Below are 20614 nucleotides of genomic sequence, written 5' to 3'. Positions count from 1 at the left end.
ATATTAAAAAATTAAATAAATTAAGTTTTATCGTATCTTATTTACAGCAAACGGAAAAGGAGAATGGTGGATACCTTGGATCAACATGGGAATAAATGTGGATTTAGTTCATTTGATACGGTACGCGAGACAATCTAATCCGATTTCTTGCCGGTTTCTCGAAGCAGATCCTTAACAGAAACAGTAAGTTTTCCAAAAAGTAATCCGATAACCTATCGATCTCCGGATGCTTCATCAAATTACGAGTTGAATGCTCCCGAGCCTGCTTTTTTTGAGTTCCTGTTTGCAGGCTATGGATTTGGAAGGCTTGAAGGGAGTGCAGCAGGCAAAATTTAGTCGTTGCCTAAATTTTGGAAAATGGTGTAGTATTATATGTAGGCGCTTACAAAAATAGTAAAGAAAGGAGACTTGTAATTTTTAAGAGATACGGAGCAATATTATTTATTTTTAAGTTTTTTGGACGTTTGGATCGACGGGGCGCACATCGGGAGCAGCAGCATCCAGATCGTGTTCGGCAGCCATAACAGCACGAACTTGGATCGTACGTAGAATTGAGTTCTCTTCTGGCGAGGCTCGATCGCGGTGGAGGACCAATTCGACGAGATCAGCTGAGAATAGCTAGGAGCGACTATCGAATCTGATGAATCGAACGACTTTTTTTGCGAACCGTCGAAACGGGTTTCGCGAATTGGAATCAGGTTGTGCTGTATCAGGACGGAGGATCGGTATAGGGAGTACAAACATAATAATATGGCGAGTATACGGATTTACGTAAGAGAGGAGATGATCTTATATGAAGATGTTATCGCTCAGGGCAATGACCATGCTTCTTATCCTTTGCCTTATAGCTCCGCTGTATGCTGTGGTACCCGCAGCGGCCAACACTGTTCTCCTTCAGCACGGCTTTGAGGATGGCACAACACAGGGCTGGGCCCCGCGAGGAGAAGATGAAATGCTGTCATCCGCGACCGGAACGGCGGCGCGAACCGGGACCAGGGGGCTGCACGTCAGCGGCCGTACTGAATCGTGGAATGGAGCAGCCCTGGATGTTACTTCCCAAATGCAGGTCGGACAAACGTATTTATTCTCCGGCTGGATCAAGCTGGCGTCCGGATCGGGCACGGTGTATATGTCGCTCGATACGACCAAAAACGGGACAAGATCGTACAGCCAGCTCTACTCCGCAACGGCCACGTCCGGCGGCTGGGTAGAATTCAAGGCAGAATACAAATACCGGGAGCCGCTGGAGAACGTGTCCGTTTATTTTGAGGTCCCGAATAACCCGACCGTCGATTTTTATTTGGACGACTTCCGCATGGAACAGCTCCCGGATCTTGGACCGATTACGATAGAGCCGGATATTCCATCCTTGAAGGACGTGTTTGCGGAGGATTTCCTGTTCGGGGCAGCTTTTGAGAATTTCGAGTTGATCGAGGCGGCCGACCGCCAATTATTGACGAAACACTTCAACAGCTTGACGCCGGGCAATGTGCTGAAATGGGACAGCACGCAGCCTCAGGAGGGCGAGTTTAACTTTGGCCCTTCCGATGAGGCCGTACAGTTCGCCCTGGACAACGGGCAGCAAGTTCGCGGCCATACTTTAGTCTGGCACAGTCAAACGCCTGATTGGGTATTCCGCGACAGCAACGGCAATCTCGCCAGCAAGCAGCTGCTGTATCAGCGCATGGAAGCTCACATTAATGAGGTAGTCGGGCGATACAAAGGCAAAATTTATGCTTGGGACGTGGTGAATGAGGTAATCGACGCTTCCCAGCCTGACGGCTTGCGCCGCAGCCTATGGTATCAGATCGCAGGCGAGGAATATATCGAGAAAGCGTTCGAATACGCCCACGCGGCGGATCCCAACGCCCTGCTGTTCATCAACGACTACAACACGCATGAATCAGCCAAAAGCCAGGCGCTCTATAACCTGATCAGCCGATTGAAAGCGAAGGGCATCCCGGTCCATGGTGTCGGACACCAGACCCATCTCAAGATCAATTATCCGACGATGAGTGAGATCGATTCCTCGATAGCCAAGTTTGCGGCACTGAACATCAAGCAGGAAATAACTGAGCTGGATATCGATATTTACAGCGACGATTCCACGAAGTACGATACGTTGCCGGATAGCCTGGCCCAGACGCAGGCGACCCGATACAAGCAATTGTTCGACGTCTTGCTCAAACACAAGGACAAGATCGATAACGTGACTGTATGGGGCAAAGACGACGGAAACAGCTGGCTGCGGTCGTTCCCAGTTAATCGTAACAACTGGCCGCTGCTGTTCGATGAACGTCTTCAGTCCAAACCGGCATATTGGGCTATTGTGAACGGCAAACCGGCGCAGCAGCCTCCTGCCGCACCGACCGGCTTGACTGCGACAGCGGGCAATGCGCAGGTGTCCTTGACCTGGAACGCGGTCAGCGGCGCAACCAGCTATACGGTGAAGCGTGCGACGACGAGCGGCGGTCCGTATACGAACGTGGCGACCGGTCTGACGACGGCAAGCTATACGAACACTGGCCTGACGAACGGCACGACGTACTATTACGTCGTCAGCGCTTCGAACAGCACAGGTCAAGGCCCGGACTCTGTGCAGGTGAGCGCGATACCGGCGGCCGGGACGCAGGTTCCGTCGGCACCGACCGGCTTGACTGCGACAGCGGGCAATGCGCAGGTGTCCTTGACCTGGAACGCGGTCAGCGGCGCAACCAGCTATACGGTGAAGCGTTCGGCAACGAGCGGGGGACCGTACACGAACGTGGCGACCGGCCTGACGACGGCAAGCTACACGAACACTGGCCTGACGAACGGGACAACGTACTATTACGTCGTCAGTGCTTCGAACAGCTCCGGTCAGAGCCCGGATTCCGCGCCCGTAAGCGCGACGCCGACAGGCGGACCGATCGCCTCGAACCTCGTGCTGCAGTATAAAGCAGGCGATACGAATGCCACGGACAACCAGATCAAGCCTCACTTCAACATCAAAAACAACGGCACTTCGGCTGTTGATCTGAGCACGCTCAAAATCCGCTACTTCTTCACCAAAGACGGTTCTGCGGCGGTAAACGGCTGGATCGACTGGGCACAGCTCGGCGGCAGCAACATTCAGATTTCGTTCGGCAACCATACCGGTACGAATTCGGATACGTACGTGGAGCTGAGCTTCTCGTCCGGCGCAGGCTCGATTGCGGCGGGCGGCCAGTCCGGCGATATCCAGCTGCGCATGTCCAAGACGGACTGGTCGAACTTCAACGAGGCGAACGATTACTCGTTCGATGGGACGAAGACAGCGTTCGCGGACTGGGATCGGGTCGTATTGTACCAGAATGGCGAACCAGTGTGGGGAACCGCTCCATAAACCAATACAGGGGAATATGCCGAACCGCTCTTGTTCAGGGCGGACTGGCGGTATCCCTTGCTGAAATGAATATTCCTGGGAGGGATCAATATTGAAGACAAGACAAAGAAAGCGGCTGTTCGTCACTGCGGCGCTGGCCGTTTCCTTGACAATGACCATACCGATGCCCGCTTCCGTAAATGCAGCTGAGAGCAACGTCACTTTCACGATCAATACGCAGTCGGAGCGAGCGCCGATCAGCCCATTTATTTATGGAACCAATCAGGATTTGAGCGGGACGGAGAACTGGTCATCCCGCAGGCTCGGAGGCAATAGACTGACGGGTTACAACTGGGAGAACAACGCATCCAGTGCCGGTAGGGACTGGCTTCATTACAGCGATGATTTTCTCTGCGGCAACGGCGGTGTTTCGGAAACCGACTGCGACGAGCCGGGAGCGGTTGTTACCGCTTTTCACGACAAATCTTTGGAGAATGGGGCTTACTCCATTGTAACGCTGCAAATGGCGGGCTATGTGTCCCGGGACAAGAACGGTCCGGTTGACGAGAGTGAGACGGCCCCGTCACCTCGTTGGGATAAGGTCGAGTTTGCCAAGAATGCGCCGTTCACCCTTCAGCCTGATCTGAACGACGGACAAGTATATATGGATGAAGAAGTTAACTTCCTGGTCAACCGTTATGGAAACGCTTCAACGTCAACAGGCATCCAAGCGTATTCGCTGGATAATGAGCCGGCGCTCTGGTCTGAGACGCATCCAAGGATTCATCCGGAGCAGGTACAAGCAGCGGAGCTCGTCGCTAAGAGCATCGACTTGTCAAAGGCGGTGAAGAACGTCGATCCGCATGCCGAAATATTCGGTCCTGCCCTTTACGGTTTCGGAGCATTTTTGTCGCTTCAGGACGCTCCGGATTGGCCGAGCCTGCAAGGCGACTACAGTTGGTTTATCGACTACTATCTGGATCAGATGAAGAATGCCCATACGCAGAATGGCGAAAGATTGCTCGATGTGCTGGATGTCCACTGGTACCCGGAAGCACAGGGCGGAGGCCAGAGAATCGTCTTTGGCGGAGCCGGCAATATCGATACGCAGAAGGCTCGCGTTCAAGCGCCAAGATCGCTATGGGATCCGACTTATCAGGAAGACAGCTGGATCGGCACATGGTTTTCGAACTACCTGCCATTAATTCCGAAGCTGCAATCTTCGATTCAGACATACTATCCGGGCACGAAGCTGGCGATCACTGAGTTCAGCTACGGCGGGGACAATCACATTTCGGGAGGCATTGCTACGGCGGACGCGCTCGGCATTTTCGGAAAATATGGCCTTTATGCTGCGAATTACTGGCAGACGGAGGATGATACCGATTATACAAGCGCTGCTTATAAGCTGTATCGAAACTACGACGGCAACAAATCGGGGTTCGGCTCGATCAAAGTGAACGCCGTTACATCCGATACGGAGAACAGCTCGATATACGCTTCGGTTACTGACGAGGAAAAGGACGAGCTTCACCTGATCGTGCTGAATAAAAATTTCGACGATCCGATCAACGCTACTTTCCAGCTGTCTGGTGATAAGACCTACACATCCGGGAGAGTATGGGGCTTCGATCAAACCGGGTCCGACATTATGGAACAAGCAGCTGTAACGAACATCAACAACAATCAATTCACGTACACGCTTCCTCCCTTGTCCGCTTACCACATTGTTCTGAAAGCGGATAGTGCGGAACCGGTCAACTCCGATCTCGTCGTGCAGTATAAGGACGGTGACCGCAATGATGCAACCAACAACCAGATCAAGCCGCATTTCAATATTCTTAATAAAGGGACCAGTCCTGTAGATATGAGTTCTCTTACCCTGCGCTATTATTTTACCAAAGACAGCTCTGCGGCGATGAACGGCTGGATCGATTGGGCCAAGCTCGGCGGCAGCAACATTCAGATTTCGTTCGGCAACCATAATGGCACGGATTCGGATACGTACGTGGAACTGGGCTTCTCGTCCGGCGCAGGCTCGATTGCGGCGGGCGGTCAATCCGGCGAAATCCAGCTGCGGATGTCCAAGGCGGACTGGTCGAACTTCAACGAGGCGAACGATTACTCGTTCGATCCGACTAAGACGGCGTTCGCTGACTGGAATCGAGTCGTGCTGTATCAGAATGGAACGGTTGTATGGGGGAACGAGCCGTAAGAGAAATCATCGGAGCGCTCCATAGCGCTCCGGAATATCATTCAGATTTACAAATGAATGGAGGTTATTTATATGGCAAATCAATTACTCATGCATCATAAACCGTCAAAACTCAGATTGCTGATGATGGCTGCGGGTGCAGCGCTAATGTTGATCGTATGCTCGTTGCTATTTGCCGATCGCGCTTCAGCGCACGGTTGGATAGAGAACAGTCGTTCCGACTTGTGTTATGACGGGATCAATACAGGCTGCGGTGCAGTTATGTATGAGCCATGGAGTATTGAGGGGCGCGGCGATTTTCCGGAAATCGGCGTACCCGACGGCCAGATTGCGGGAGGAAGCAAATACCCGGAGCTTGATGTTCAGACCGAAAACCGCTGGAACAAAATCAATATGAAAGGCGGGCCTTTTACTTTCCATTGGGATATGGTAGCGAACCATAGCACCAACTATTGGGATTACTATATTACGAAGAAAGGCTGGGATCCGAATTCCCCGCTGAAGCGCTCGGATCTCGAGCTGTTCTGCAGATACGAGGATAATGGCGCGTTACCGCCGATGGCCGTGGAGCATGACTGTTTCATACCAAACGATCGGACCGGCTATTATGTCATAGTCGGGGTATGGGATATTTTTGATACTGTAAATGCTTTTTATCAAGTCATTGACGTGAATTTGACGATCGACCCTTCGCAACCGACTACGCCGGCTCCAGGACATCCTGGTGATCCGAATCGTTTCGGGGATATCCGCGACTGGAGCCCGATCCGTCCTTACAATCCAGGTGAGCAAGTCGTTCACAAAGGTTCTATTTGGCAAGCAAGATGGTGGACGCAAGGACAGGAGCCCGGATTGCACGAAGTCTGGCAGCAGATCGGCCCGGCCACGGGCAACCCGACAGTTCCTGCGGCACCGGCGGGCCTGACGGCGACGGCGGGCAATGCTCAGGTATCCTTGAGCTGGAACGCGGTGAGCGGTGCAACGAGCTATACGGTGAAGCGGGCGACAACAAGCGGCGGTCCGTATATGGACGTGGCGACGGGCCTGACGACACCGAGCTACACGAACACCGGCTTGACGAACGGTACGACGTACTATTACGTCGTCAGCGCGTCGAACAGCGCGGGTCAGAGCCCGAACTCCGCGCAAGCGAGCGCGACGCCGGCGGCCGGCACGGAAGTTCCTGCGGCACCGGCTGGCTTGACGGCGACAGCCGGCAATGCGCAGGTATCCTTGAGCTGGAACGCGGTGAGCGGCGCGACGAGCTATACGGTGAAGCGGGCGGTAACAAGCGGCGGTCCGTACATGGACGTGGCGACGGGCCTGACGACACCGAGCTACACGAACACCGGCTTGACGAACGACACGACGTATTATTACGTCGTCAGCGCGTCGAACAGCGCGGGTCAGAGCCCGGACTCCGCGCCAGTGAGCGCAACGCCGGCGGGTGATCCTATCGCCTCGAACCTCGTGTTGCAGTATAAAGCAGGCGATACGAATGCAACCGACAACCAGATCAAGCCTCACTTCAACATCAAAAATAATGGCACTTCGGCTGTCGATCTAAGCACGCTTAAAATCCGCTACTATTTCACCAAAGAAGGTTCTGCGGCGATGAACGGCTCAATCGACTGGGCACAGCTCGGTGCGAGCAACATTCAGATTTCGTTCGGCAACCATACCGGTACGGATTCGGATACGTACGTGGAGCTGGGCTTCTCGTCCGGCGCAGGCTCGATTGCGGCAGACGGCCAATCCGGCGAAATCCAGCTGCGCCTGTCCAAGGCGGACTGGTCGAATTTCAACGAGGCGAACGACTACTCGTTCGATGGGACGAAGACAGCGTTCGCGGACTGGAGCCGGGTCGTTCTGTATCAGAATGGTACGGCTGTATGGGGGAATGAGCCCTAAACTATGGAATGTTAAATAATTTGTGCGAGAGATCTGTGTCATGCGGATCTCTCGCATGACCAAAAAGTAGATATCAGGAGGTTGTATCATGCGGATTCATACAATTCGGCAATCTGGCCGCTTGTTATTGACACTGGTCTTGGCGCTTGGTTTATTGCTGCCTGTGGGCGCTTCCAAAGGCTATGCCGCTCCGGCTGTTCCTTTCGGCCAATTAAAAGTTCAGGGCAATCAATTGGTAGGACAGTCCGGTCAAGCGGTTCAACTGGTTGGCATGAGCTCCCATGGATTGCAGTGGTATGGCAACTTTGTCAACAAATCATCGTTGCAATGGATGAGAGATAACTGGGGCATCAACGTCTTCCGCGCCGCTATGTATACGGCCGAAGATGGTTACATTACGAATCCGTCTGTCAAGGACAAGGTGAAGGAAGCGGTTGAGGCATCCATCGACCTGGGCTTGTACGTCATTATTGATTGGCATATCTTGTTTGACGGCAATCCGAATACGTACAAGACGCAAGCAAAAGCGTTCTTCCAGGAGATGGCTACATTGTACGGCAACACGCCGAATGTAATCTATGAAATCGCAAACGAGCCCAATGGGAATGTGTCCTGGGCAGAGGTCAAGTCGTATGCGGAAGAAGTAATTACGGCCATTCGCGCGATTGATCCGGACGGAGTGGTTATCGTCGGCAGTCCGACCTGGAGCCAGGATATTCATCTGGCGGCCGACAATCCGGTCTCACACAGCAATGTCATGTATGCGCTTCATTTCTATGCAGGCACGCATGGACATTTTTTGAGAGACCGAATTACCTATGCAATGAACAAAGGAGCGGCGATTTTCGTTAGCGAGTGGGGCACTAGTGACGCATCCGGGAACGGCGGACCGTATTTGCCTCAATCCAAGGAGTGGATCGACTTCTTGAATGCTCGGAAGATCAGCTGGGTGAACTGGTCGCTGGCCGATAAGGACGAGTCTTCCGCAGCCCTTCTTCCCGGCGCTTCGACGACGGGCGGCTGGACCGATGCCCAATTGTCGGAATCAGGCAAATGGGTTCGCGATCAAATCCGGCAAGCAACTGGAGGAGGCAGCGGCAATCCAACTGCACCAGCTGCGCCGACCGGCCTCTCGGCAACAGCCGGCAACGCCCAGGTATCATTAACCTGGAACGCCGTTAGCGGGGCGACGAGCTATACCGTGAAGCGAGCAACGACGAGCGGCGGCCCGTACACGAACGTGGCGACTGGTTTGACAGGGACGAGCTATACGAACACTGGGCTGACGAATGGCACGACGTATTATTATGTCGTCAGCGCATCCAATAGCGCAGGGAGCAGCGCGAACTCGGCGCAAGCGAGCGCAACGCCGGCAAGCAGCGGCAACAATGCGGGGAATCTTGTTGTGCAATACAAAGTTGGCGACACCAGCGCTACGGATAACCAAATCAGGCCAACCTTCAACATCAAGAACAATGGTACGGCCCCCGTCAACCTGAGCGGCCTCAAGCTTCGCTATTACTTCACGAAAGACGGCTCCGCGGATATGAACGCATCAATCGACTGGGCACAAATCGGCGCTAGCCATATTAGCGCGGCATTCGCGAGCTTTACCGGCAGTAATACGGACACTTACGTTGAGCTGAGCTTTAGCGCAGCGGCAGGTTCGATCCCGGCAGGCGGACAAACGGGCGACATCCAACTGAGGATGTCCAAAGCCGATTGGTCGAATTTCAATGAAGAGAACGACTATTCTTACGATGGGTCGAAAACCGCTTTTGTGGATTGGAATCGTGTAACGCTGTATCAAAACGGAACTTTGGTATGGGGCACGACGCCTTAAAAAGTCGATCAAAAACAGTACAAGGAGCCCGCGGGCTCCTTGTTGTCTTTCTGGACATATACGGATGAGATGAATGATCGAGCAGCTTTAGAGCAATTATTAAGATTTGCCCATCTTATTTTGACATTACTAGGGATATCTGCGGCTCTATTGCTGATTCGATGGATTCGTCTTGCGGTTGTATATGAATTTTCATATAGATTTTACGTTGAACAGGCAAAATAGATAGATCTGTATGAAAAATCAAATACAATTTATCATTTAGCGTTTTTTTTAATAATTGTATACGATAAATCATACAGAACAGACGAAGCTCACTAGTATGTGGAAGCAAGGACAAAAAGCCAAAGAAGGCTTCAACAGTCACCAACAGAGTCACCAACAGAGTCACTGATAGAATCGCCAACAGAGTCGCCAACAGAGTCACCAACAGAGTCGCCAACAGAGTCGCCAACAGAGTCACCAACAGAGTCACCAACAGAGTCGCCAACAGAGTCACCGACAGTCACCAACAGTCACCGACAGCCCACCAACAGAGTCACTGATAGAGTCACCGACAGTCATCAACAGCCTACCGACAGCCCGCCATAAGCCCCACCAACAGTAGCCAATCACAGCCACAAATCCGTGCCCAACGCGGCCTTTCGTCTCAGACTTATGTATTGAGTTTATTGCTGTCATCTTTTTGATTTATTGGTGAACTAAGTCTTATTAGTCAAACTAAATAAAATATCAACATAAGGCGAAGTAAAGCAAGTAGAACCCGGAAGGGAGATCCAAGATGATTATTGTTTGAAGATTGTTGAATGTTGTTCGCAATCCGTCACAGCCTTTGTAGATGACAATAAAAGCTGCTCGTTCCCCTTATCTTGTTGCACACCTCTAAAGTTTATGACACACTATGAGTATCATTATCATACAGCTCTTTAGCGGTAAAGAATGCCGGCTACCTTTCGATGTGAAAGGAGTCGGCTTTTTTTATATTTGTTAGAAAAAAGGAGAGAAAGGGAGGAAGGGAATGAGTTTTCAAATGGAACACGATAAATGGATGAGCGATCATCTTAGACGAAGAAGAGGAGAGCGTCTCGATGCTCTAAAACGCGGTCATGGCTACGGGAATCGTTTGTTCGTTGAACGTATATGGTGGCCGCTTACCGGACATTTTCACGGATTGCATCCTGAGTATGAAGTCAAGGATTGGCGGGGGAGATCCTACTTTGTAGATTTTATGTGGGTTATAGGAGCCGTACGTATTATTTTTGAAGTCATGGATTTTGGCTCCCACGGTACAGACCGAACCAAGTATAGAAGGGATTTGAACCGAGGGCTCTTTCTTCAGGCTCAAGACTGTTCGGTCTACTACATCTCTCTGGATGAGTTGAAAGAGAATCCTTCGTTCATTCTGTCCGCATTGCGGAACATTTTATCTCCATATCTGGCGGCGGAGTTTGGTTCTAAAGGGAGATTTGGTGCTAAAAGACAGGTTTCAAGACCTTATTCCAAAATCGAACGAGATTTGATGCGGGCAGCCATTCGCCATAATCGTGTCATTCGCCCAACCGAAGCGGCAAGGGAGCTGGAACTGCATACGATGACGGTCATTAAATATTGCCGCTTATTAGTGGAGAAGGGGAAGTTTAGAGCCGTAGCAAGAGGCGCGTCTGGGCGGGTCATCTACTACGAATATGTCGGTTCCATCCAAAGTCCGGATTTGGTCTGAGCGATTGGAATGGGATGAATATAATTGCTCTGGATCGGATCGATTGATTAGGTTCGATCGGTTCGTTTGCCTCGTTTGGCTCGATCGGTTCGTTTGGCTCGTGTGGCTCGTGTGGTCTCTTGGCTTTATTGTTCGCCTTGGGTCGATCGGTTTGCCCGATTCGACTGATTCAAGAGACATTGTGCGATTGTATATGAAAATTCATATAGAATTTACATTGAGTAGGCAAAATGGACGAATCTGTATGAAAAATCAAATAGAATTTATTATTTTATGCTTATTTCGATAATTCTATACGAAAAATTATACAGAATAACAGGTGTTCATGTGGAATACATGTTCAGGTGGATAGTAGGTGGATAGTAGGTGGATAGTAGGTGAATAATACGCGTTCAGGTAGGTAATAGGTGTTCAGGTGGATTATATATGTTCAGGTAGGTAATGGGTGTTCAGGTGGATTATACATGTTCAGGTAGGTAATGGGTGTTCAGGTGGATTATACATGTTCGGGTAGGTAATACGTGTTCGGGTGGATAATACGTGTTCAGGAAGACAAGGCGTGTTCAGGTGGATAATACGTGTGCCATATGAAGCTTGTCAGCAGTTTTTTGCCTGTTTCCCTTCTTTTTCTGCACGAGGATATGGGAATATAGGAGCAACATTTTGAAATCCCTCCTGTACTATAACTGAAATCCTGTACTATAACTGAAATTGAAATAAGAGGATGAGTTGATAAAATATCAAGTGGAAAAATCGCTCTCGTTACAGGTGCGAGTCGGAGGATTGGACGTGTCATCGTGCTGCGTTTGGGGCAGGAAGGCGCCTTGGTAGCCGTTCATCATGGCAAGAATCGGGGGGACGCAGAAGAAGTCTTTCGCGAGATTGAGCACAATGGAGGGAAAGCATTCACCCTTCACCCCCACTTGGCATTGAATTTGGATCCGCACGAATCAAGGTTGTATTGAAGCAGATGCTGATGGCCGCGGATTGCTGAGCTACGGCTACTATTCAAGCGAGAACATTACAAGGGAGAACATTACAAGCGAGAACATTACCGGGCTTGCAAAAGGTCGTCCGCTGTTCGTTCTCCAGAAAGCCGCTTCAATCTGGCTAACTTTATGAGGGTACATCTGTTTACCGCGTTTGTTGCACTAAGGCTGGGGATGGATATTTTGACACAGAAGGAGCATGTAACGATTGACCGTATTTTGGCGCATGGCGGATTGTTTAAACCGCCACTAGTCGGTCAAAAAATATGTGCCGCAGCACTGAATGTTCCTGTTTCGGTCATGTCTACGGCTGGTGAGGGCGGCGCATGGAGCATGGCCATTTTGGCATCCTATATGGTTAATAAGGAGCAGCACGAGGGCTTGGCTGAGTACCTTGCCACTAAAGTGTTCAATGATGAAGAAGTACAAGAGGTTTATCCTGACAGCGCAGATGTGAATGGCTTTGCCTTGTTTATGGAGCGTTACACGGAAGGGCTGGCCATTGAGCAGGCAGCGGTAGATCATTTTGTAGAAAATTGGAAGAAATGAGGCTAGTGGGAGTGGCTTTCGGGCTGCTCCCTTTTGCTGTCCGTACGTGGCCCACACGAGCATCATAAGGGTGACGCAAAGCCCGCCAAGTGCGGTTCCGGGCCGATTCGCCGCACTACTGTTCTTACGTTCCCGGGTGACAAGCGCAAGGTTGACGAAGCCCGTCGCAATCGTATTGTCCGTGTATCCCAAGTCCAACCCCGCTGCAGGCGACCCCTCCCGTGGCTCGCCCGACCCGCGCTGAGGACACTTTCCGCGGGCAGATAAAGCTGGAGTAATTGGATTAGCTATGAGGGGAATCCGGTGGCCGAGCAAAGCAATAACCCCAGAAATGCCGCAGCATTCCTGGGGTTATTTGAAGTGTGTCATGAAGCTATTTGAAAATACGCTGAGAGAATTGATAGAGCCCGCTGCTCCATACCTTACCTTCATGCCCGCCGACATCGAGATACCACATGTGGGGAATATTCATGGAATCCAGGCTGTTATGAAAGTTTTGACTTACCCACAGCAGATTGTCCGACGCGCCGCAAGACAGCCATAGCAGGTTTAGTTGACCGGCTGTCTGGGACGGGTTGGTGATGAGCTGCGACGCCGGCTTTGTATTAGGGGCGGATGAAAATGCGCCAATCCAGGAGAATTTGTCCAAATGCTTTAACCCGAAGTTCAGCGATTGTCCGCCGCCCATTGACAGACCAGCCAAAGCTCGATGCTGATTATTGGCATATACCGGAAAATGAGTGTCAATGTAAGGGACGAGGTCGTTGATCAGATCAAACTCGAAGGTTTCGAAGGCAGCTACCTTGTCCGGTGCAAAAATATCGCCGATTGGACGATCATCCTGCATGGCGCGGCCGTTCGGGAACACAACAATCATCGGCTCCAGCTTTTTATCCGCGTACAGGTTGTCTAAAATATTTCTAGGGTTCATCTGATTGAGCCATTCATATTGATCCCCGCCAATGCCGTGCAGCAAGTAGAGGACATTATAGGTTTGCGACGTTGTATAGCCCGGAGGAGTATAGACCATTGCATTCCGTGTTTTGCCTACTGTTGTAGAATAATAGGAAATTTGCTGCACATTTCCGTGAGGAATATTATGACGGTAAGCGTCGTATCCCTGGGGTGCCGGGACTACGCTTCCACCGGAAGATGCGGCGGCGGGACCGCTTGTATTTTGCGTTGGAGATTGGGCATAGGACATCGATGGGACGAGCAGCGTAATGAGCACAACGAGAGTAAAAAGTTTTTTCATTTCACTTGTCCTCCTTGTTTTTAGATGGCAGATTGGAGTGAGTTATGAATGTGTGTGTGCTTCAGTTCTGTTACTCTCTTAGCAGCTAATCTCCTTACTACTATATGAAATGTAACTCCTATCAAAACAGTGGCGGCTCCCCCTTTCGAGACCAGCGGCAATTTTGCAGGAAGCAAGCCGCGCATGGCCACAAGGTTAACGATTTCAAAATAATATTACCACATTTAGTAAATAATGTAAATTTCCTCTTGGCTAAGTCGGGACGGCAAGCAGTTATACCGCAAACGAAAAGAAACGATTGAGCCAGGCCCTGAATTCTTCAAGGGCTTTCTTTTTTATTTCACTGGGAGTCGAAATATGCTTCAATAGTTCCATAGAGCAGTCCTTGTACGAATAAAATAGCTTTGAACCTCAAGAATAAAGAGGGTTCTTCCTCATTAGCTTGCTGCAAGTTAGAGGGGAGCGAACATCGTCTATAAAGTGTAAAAGGAGTCCTTGCCGATGAACTATCTCTACGAATTTATCAATTATCAAGAGGATCTGCCGATCAGGCTGTTCGTAAACAGCGTCGCGTACGTCCCTTTTCATTGGCATAAGGAAGTTGAGATTATCTATGTCCTGCAGGGCGAGGTCACGATTCATCTCGACCAGCGGAGTTATGAGCTGAGCCAGGACGATATTATCGTCATGAACAGCATGTCCGTTCATCAGATCGAGCGCTCAAACCAGGATAACGTGCTGCTTACGCTCCAATTTAGCCCGGAGCTGCTAGATGAGCATAGGGCAGTGCTCTGCAATTCTTTGTACCAAATGCCGGAGAACAGGGACATCTATGATCAAATTCGCCGCTACCTGGCGCAAATGACCTGGGAAGCCAGCAAGAAGAAGCAGGGAAGCCGGAATTATTCGATGGGCCTTCTGCACCTGCTGGCTGGACATCTCATGCGCTACTTCTCCATCCACATGACTGAAGAGAAGCGGAGCAGCGACAAGGATTATGATTATCAGCGCCTGAATCGCGTGTTGGAATTTATCGACCGAAATTACAGCCAGAAGATTACGCTGCAATCCATTGCCGATCAGGAGCATTTAAGCCTGCATTATTTCTCTCATTTTTTCAGCGATAAAATCGGTATTCCGTTCCAGAAGTATTTGACTTCTGTCCGCTTGGAGAAAGCAGTCAATGCATTGATGAATACGAAGCACAGCGTAACGCAAATCGCTCTCGATTGCGGCTTTGCGAACGTCAAGCAGTTCAATAAATATTTTAAAGAAAAATACGATTCTACCCCTGGGGCTTTTCGCGAGACTGTTATGGAGGCAAAATCCGCAGATCCCACACGCTTACCGCTGACTTACGAGGAATCGCCAAGTGCCGATTATTATGAGGTCGATACGATTCAGGCTATGGAATCGCTTTATCGGTATTTGGAGCCGGCTCAACAATCTGCGGTCATATCTCCAGCATCTAGCGTCGTTTACGATCAGACTGAGATTCTCATCAACGCTGAAGCAGCAGGCACTCCTTACACGAAGCATTGGGGCTGGCTCACCACGGCCGGGAGGGCGGCTGAAGGACTTCGTGCTGATTGGCAGGAGCAATTTCTGGAGCTTCAGCGCAGACTCGGGTTCTCGCATATCCGCTTTCACGGCATTTTTAATGATGAGATGATGGTGTATTCGGAGACGGAGGACGGCGAGCCTGTCTATAATTGGGCTTATGTCGACAAGCTGTACGATTTCCTGCTTCGGGCAGGCTGCCGCCCGTTCGTTGCCCTGAGCTTCATGCCTTCGGCGCTTGCCCGCTCGAAGGAAACGATCTTCTGGTGGAAAGGGCATATTGCTCCGCCGAAAGACCAGAATAGGTGGAATGCGCTGGTCCGGGAATTTGTGCGCCACTGCTTGAACCGTTATGGACTGGAGGAAGTATCGACATGGTATTTTGAAATATGGAATGAGCCCGATCTTTCGGGGGTATGCTGGGCGGGCTCCAGGCAGGAATTTTTTGAGTTCTATGCCGAGACGGCAGCCGCTGTCAAATCGATTTCTCCCCAGCTCCGCGTAGGCGGCCCTGCTATGGGCTACGGCTCCCTCTGGAACGACGACTGGGCTGAGGAATTCATTGCTTTCTGCAGCAGCAGGCAGGCACCGATCGACTTCTTCTCATTCCATGTCTATTCGGAATATCCGAATCAGAAAGAGGAACAGGCTAAGCTTACGACGATTATGCCTCCTTCTTTCTATATGGACAGTGTGAAGCGGCTCAGGTTGAAGCTTGCAGGGACAGCTATGCCGGAGCTGGAGCTTCATATGACGGAATGGAATTTCTCACTCTATGACCGTAACCTGATTCACGATACGATGTTCATGGGCGCGTTTGTCGTTCATCATGCGCTGCATACCTTAGGTACATTGCGTTCTATTGCCTTCTGGTCGTTTACGGACGTATTTGAGGAGAGCCCAGCGGCCGCTTCGATTTTGTACGGGGGCTTCGGTCTTATGAATCGTAACGGCTTGAAGAAGCCTAGTTATTACGCCTTTGAGCTGTTGGCCAAGCTGGGCGATCGTATTGTATCCCGAGGCGATGGTTATATCGTAACGAAGGGCCGAAACGGAAGCCTGCAAATATTGATGTATAATTACACCCATGTGGATCAGCTCTTCGCCAGCGGTGACTGGTCGGGATTGACGGAGGACAGCCGGTATACCGTTTTTGAGGAAAAAGGCAACCGTTCATTCCATCTGAAGCTGGACGGGCTGAAGCAACCCTATAAATGGACAAGCTATCGGCTGGATCGCGAACACGGATCGGTCTTCGACGAGTGGCTGCGCTTAGGGGCACCGGATAATCCGACAGAGGAAGAGCTGCGATTTTTGCAGTATAGGAGTGTTCCGGAAATGCAAATCGCCATGATCCATGAGACAGAGCGCATTGAGCTTACCTATGTCGTCCCTCCGCATGGCCTGCTGCTGCTGAACCTGGAGCCCCAGTATTGATATCAAAGAGTTTCGGAACACCTCTTCAAATGAAGAGGTGTTTTTTGCTGTATATCAGTACAGCGTTTGCAGCATCTTAGTTAGGGGGCAGCCAAGACGGCAAAAAACACACCTGCTCAGGACAAGGAACGACAAGAAAGCGCTATCAGCATTTGGTTACAATGAGCATGTAAGTAATCAAGGCCAAGCCTAACGATATAGGAGGAATCTTCATGCAGCGTCTAATGAAGTGGATGGAAGAGAATTTCGCCCCGCGCTTAGAAGCATTTACGAAGAATGTCTGGGTGGACTCCATTCAGGAAGCGATCATGGTAACCTTGCCGATGATCTTCATTGGATCACTAATTACGCTAGTATCCATTCTGAATGATTTCATCCCGGGTATGCCCGATTTGACACCAATCACGACGTTCAGCTTCGGATTGCTCGGGATTTTTATTGCCTTTTTAACGCCATATATCGTCATGCAGAAGAAGGGACATGACAAGATTAAGCTCATTGCGGGTGCAACTGGCTTATCCTTGTTCCTGATGCTGCTCAAGCCAACCTTCCATGAAGACGGAACGGTACAATTCGTTCTTGAACGCTTCGGGCCTTCGGGAATGGTTACGGCGCTTTTGGTCGGCGTATTTGTTGCTGTCATTATCAATGCTTTCAATCGATTTTCCTTTTTCAAAAAAGATACGACATTGCCTGAGTTTATCAAGGACTGGTTCGATTTCCTTGTCCCGATTGCCCTGATCCTGGTCATCGGCTGGGTTCTGACCTATCAATTGCATTTTGATATGTTCAATCTGATCGTTACCATCTTCAATCCGCTGCAAACGATCAGCCAGACTCTTGCGGGCTTCGTTCTGTTCAACTTCATCGGAGTTCTGCTCTATTCCTTCGGCGTCAGTCCGTGGGTGATGACACCGATCTTCTACTCGATCTGGATTCCGGCGATCGAACAGAACGCATCGCTCGTTGCTCAAGGGATGGAGCCCGTCAATATCAATACGTTCGAGACCTTCTTCTCCGGCTGGGTCGGGGTTGGCGGCCTCGGGGCCACGCTGCCGCTAATCGTCTGGTTTCTGTTCGCTAAATCGAAAAAACTGAAATCGATCGGGAAGGCAACGATTGTACCCTCCCTGTTCAATATCAACGAACCGGTCATTTACGGAGCGCCGGTTGCCTTCAACCCGATTCTGATGATCCCGATGTGGATTAACGGCATCATTACGCCGATCATTGTTTATGTCGTGCTTGATCTCGGGCTTGTAGATATCCCGAGTAAAGTATTCCAGCTCTGGTACACGCCGATCGGCATATCAACGTATATTTTAACCGGCTTCAAGGGCGTCGTGCTTCTAGTGATAGTATTGCTTCAGATGTTCCTTGTCTGGTTCCCGTTCTTCAAAGTGTACGACAAGCAAGAGTTAAAGAAGGAACAGCTTGCTGCTGAAATAGTCCAAGGATAGGAGAGAGAAGACGATGAAATCAACCAAAGAATTGCTCGCAGAGATGACGCTAGAAGAAAAGGCGGCATTATGCGCCGGACTTAATATGTGGATGACGAAGGGCTTCGAACAACATGGAATTCCAGCCATTCATATGTATGATGGTACGAATGGAATTCGCAAGACGAACAGCGATGAGGAAATGGGGGTCACCGGGGAGAATATTCCCGCCACCTGCTACCCGACGGGCTCGGCGATCGGCTCGTCCTGGAATACGGATCTGCTGCATGAGCTCGGCGTTGCGCTTGGCATTGAAGGACGCGAGATGGGAGTTGAGCTGCTTCTGGGGCCGGGCATCAACATGAAGCGTACTCCGCTCGGCGGACGGAATTTTGAATATTATTCGGAGGATCCATGCCTGTCGGGTGAGCTTGGAGCCGCGTTCGTGAAAGGCTTGCAGAGCCAGGGGGTCGGCGCTTCCGTGAAGCATTTTGCCTGCAACAACCAGGAATTCGAGAAGATCGTAACCAGCTCCGAGGTCGACGAACGGACATTGCGCGAAATATATTTGAGCGCTTTCGAGCGTATCGTGAAAAAAGCCGATCCATGGACCGTCATGTGCTCTTATAATCTGTTGAACGGCACCTACACCAGTGAGAATGAGCATTTGCTGAATGATATTTTGCGTGAAGAATGGGGATATGAAGGTGTAGTGATTTCCGACTGGACAGCTGTCAATGACCGGATTCGCGGCTTGGGTGCAGGGCTTGACCTTGAAATGCCTGGCCCTGCTTACTACAACACCAAAGCGATTGTCGAGGCCGTTCAAGACGGTAAACTGGATGAAGCTGTTGTCGACAGATCCGCAGCCCGCATTATTGAGCTTGTTCGCAAAACAACGGAGCCGAAGGCGGAGGCTGCAGCTTCGAGCATCGACTACCATGAGCTGGCACGCAAGGCTGCAGTTGAGAGTATCGTCCTGTTGAAGAATGACAATCGCATTCTTCCACTGGATTCCGGGAAGATCTCTAAAGTGGCCGTGATCGGGAAATTCGCCAAACAGCCGCGAATCCAGGGCGCAGGCAGTGCGAAGGTAACGCCAACCCGCGTGGATGTTCCGTGGGATGAAATGAAGAATATCGTGGGCGACAAGGTCGAAATGGTCTATGCTGAAGGTTATCCTCAGGATGACCGTATCGATGAACAAATGATTCAGGAGAGTGCAGCTCTTGCGGCATCGGCCGATGTAGCCGTACTGTTCGTCGGTCAGCCGGAATATGTTGAATCGGAAATGCATGATCTGGATACGATCGAGCTTCCTCTGCACCAGCAGAAGCTGATCAAGGCGGTAACAGAGATTCAACCGCATTGCATTGTCGTAACCAGCAGCGGCTCGGCGCTTGCCATGCATCCTTGGGTTCAGTATGTACCCGGCGTCATCCATTCCTGGCTTACAGGACAAGGCAGCGGTCGGGCGATTGCCGATATTCTGTTCGGGCGTGTGAACCCTTCTGGAAAATTGTCGGAGACCTTCCCGGTCAAGTTGTCGGATAATCCGGCGCATATGCGGATACGCGGGGAGAACGGCAAGCTCTATTATCGCGAGGGGCTCTTTATCGGCTACCGGTACTATGACCGCAAAGAGCTGGCCCCCCAATTCCCGTTCGGACATGGATTGTCGTATACGACCTTCGCTTATTCCGATCTGAAGGCTGTTCAGCAGGGCGAAAAAGTCCATGTGTCATTGACCGTGGAGAATACCGGAACGATGTCAGGCAAAGAGGTTGTACAGCTCTATGTTCAGGATGAAGAATGCAAATGGGTTCGTCCAGAGAAGGAGCTCAAGGGCTTTGCGAAAATTGCGCTCGCTCCGGGGGAGAAGCAGGAGGTCGTCTTTGAACTTGAAGAACGCGACTTTGCGTACTACAACACCAAATACAACAAATGGGTAGCTGAGACCGGATATTTCCAAATCGCCGTCGGCAGCTCCTCCCGGGACATCCGTCTGCGTGAGCGCATCTTTTGCGATTTTGGACAAGAGCCGATCTCCTTCCACAAGTTCAGTCTGGTGAATGACTGGCTTAACGAGCCGAAGGCCAGAGTCATTTTTGAGAACTGTCTCAAGGAAATGAACAAGCATGTCACCGAGCAAGTGGTCATCGACGAGGAGTTTGTTGGTTTCTGGGGCGATTTCCCGGCGCTGAAAATCATTCAGATGTTCGGTCAGAGCTGGCTCGTTGATCGCTCGCCGGATGATGTGATCGAAGAGATGATTGCGGAGTTCGAACGACAGTAAGCAGGAAGTCATTTCATTGGTCTGGATGTAGGCGAAGTTCTTATAATGCAAGTCTCG

General features: G+C 50.7%; 9 protein-coding genes and 2 pseudogenes. 10 read left to right on the top strand and 1 reads right to left on the bottom strand.

Features of this window, described 5'->3' with window-relative positions; all coding sequences use genetic code 11:
* Positions 1-793: 793 nt before the first annotated feature.
* The 7 genes and pseudogenes from BN2762_RS25500 to BN2762_RS26405 all read left to right on the top strand — a co-directional run.
* A complete protein-coding gene (locus tag BN2762_RS25500) occupies positions 794-3364 on the top strand; it encodes an endo-1,4-beta-xylanase (protein WP_055109773.1) in 2571 nt (856 codons plus the stop codon).
* A 151-nt stretch (positions 3365-3515) separates the two neighbouring features.
* On the top strand, positions 3516-5558 hold the full coding sequence (locus BN2762_RS25495) for a glycoside hydrolase family 44 protein (protein ID WP_083485228.1): 2043 nt from the start codon (positions 3516-3518) through the stop codon (positions 5556-5558).
* Positions 5559-5630: 72 nt separating this feature from the next.
* A complete protein-coding gene (locus BN2762_RS28020; RefSeq protein WP_074048692.1) occupies positions 5631-7469 on the top strand; it encodes a lytic polysaccharide monooxygenase in 1839 nt (612 codons plus the stop codon).
* 88 nt (positions 7470-7557) lie between these two features.
* Positions 7558-9312 carry a cellulase family glycosylhydrolase gene (locus BN2762_RS28265; RefSeq protein ID WP_055109769.1) on the top strand — a complete coding sequence of 585 codons (1755 nt, stop codon included), beginning with the start codon at positions 7558-7560 and terminating at the stop codon, positions 9310-9312.
* A 1018-nt stretch (positions 9313-10330) separates the two neighbouring features.
* Positions 10331-11032, top strand: coding sequence for a hypothetical protein (locus tag BN2762_RS25475; RefSeq protein ID WP_055109764.1), 702 nt, complete (start codon positions 10331-10333; stop codon positions 11030-11032).
* Positions 11033-11769: 737 nt separating this feature from the next.
* Positions 11770-11958, top strand: a pseudogene (locus BN2762_RS28260) (SDR family NAD(P)-dependent oxidoreductase); the annotation flags it as partial.
* Between the two features lie 34 nt (positions 11959-11992).
* Positions 11993-12570: pseudogene (locus BN2762_RS26405) on the top strand (FGGY-family carbohydrate kinase); the annotation flags it as partial.
* Between the two features lie 373 nt (positions 12571-12943).
* Here the strand turns inward: BN2762_RS26405 and BN2762_RS25465 are convergent.
* Positions 12944-13825, bottom strand: coding sequence for an alpha/beta hydrolase (locus BN2762_RS25465; protein ID WP_055109760.1), 882 nt, complete (start codon positions 13823-13825; stop codon positions 12944-12946).
* 501 nt (positions 13826-14326) lie between these two features.
* Here BN2762_RS25465 and BN2762_RS25460 point away from each other — a divergent pair.
* The 3 genes from BN2762_RS25460 to BN2762_RS25450 all read left to right on the top strand — a co-directional run bounded on the left by BN2762_RS25460 (position 14327) and on the right by BN2762_RS25450 (position 20557).
* On the top strand, positions 14327-16822 hold the full coding sequence (locus BN2762_RS25460) for a GH39 family glycosyl hydrolase (protein WP_055109758.1): 2496 nt from the start codon (positions 14327-14329) through the stop codon (positions 16820-16822).
* Positions 16823-17034: 212 nt separating this feature from the next.
* Positions 17035-18282 (top strand): PTS sugar transporter subunit IIC, encoded by a 1248-nt coding sequence (locus BN2762_RS25455; RefSeq protein ID WP_055109755.1) that lies wholly within the window; start codon positions 17035-17037, stop codon positions 18280-18282.
* 13 nt (positions 18283-18295) lie between these two features.
* On the top strand, positions 18296-20557 hold the full coding sequence (locus tag BN2762_RS25450; protein WP_055109753.1) for a beta-glucosidase family protein: 2262 nt from the start codon (positions 18296-18298) through the stop codon (positions 20555-20557).
* Positions 20558-20614 lie beyond the last annotated feature (57 nt).

The sequence above is a fragment of the Paenibacillus ihumii genome (genome assembly GCF_001403875.1).
Taxonomy (GTDB): domain Bacteria; phylum Bacillota; class Bacilli; order Paenibacillales; family Paenibacillaceae; genus Fontibacillus; species Fontibacillus ihumii.
The sequence above is the reverse complement of the archived record's forward strand: the minus strand, read 5'-3'. Positions and strand labels throughout refer to the sequence as shown.

Excerpts from the sequence above, each read along its gene's own strand:
- BN2762_RS25500 (WP_055109773.1), top strand. The coding sequence starts at position 794 with ATGAAGATGTTATCGCTCAGGGCAATGACCATGCTTCTTATCCTTTGC.
- BN2762_RS25495 (WP_083485228.1), top strand. The coding sequence starts at position 3,516 with ATGACCATACCGATGCCCGCTTCCGTAAATGCAGCTGAGAGCAACGTC.
- BN2762_RS25460 (WP_055109758.1), top strand. The coding sequence starts at position 14,327 with ATGAACTATCTCTACGAATTTATCAATTATCAAGAGGATCTGCCGATC.
- BN2762_RS25455 (WP_055109755.1), top strand. The coding sequence starts at position 17,035 with ATGCAGCGTCTAATGAAGTGGATGGAAGAGAATTTCGCCCCGCGCTTA.
- BN2762_RS25465 (WP_055109760.1), bottom strand. The coding sequence starts at position 13,825 with ATGAAAAAACTTTTTACTCTCGTTGTGCTCATTACGCTGCTCGTCCCA.
- BN2762_RS28020 (WP_074048692.1), top strand. The coding sequence starts at position 5,631 with ATGGCAAATCAATTACTCATGCATCATAAACCGTCAAAACTCAGATTG.
- BN2762_RS25475 (WP_055109764.1), top strand. The coding sequence starts at position 10,331 with ATGAGTTTTCAAATGGAACACGATAAATGGATGAGCGATCATCTTAGA.
- BN2762_RS25450 (WP_055109753.1), top strand. The coding sequence starts at position 18,296 with ATGAAATCAACCAAAGAATTGCTCGCAGAGATGACGCTAGAAGAAAAG.
- BN2762_RS28265 (WP_055109769.1), top strand. The coding sequence starts at position 7,558 with ATGCGGATTCATACAATTCGGCAATCTGGCCGCTTGTTATTGACACTG.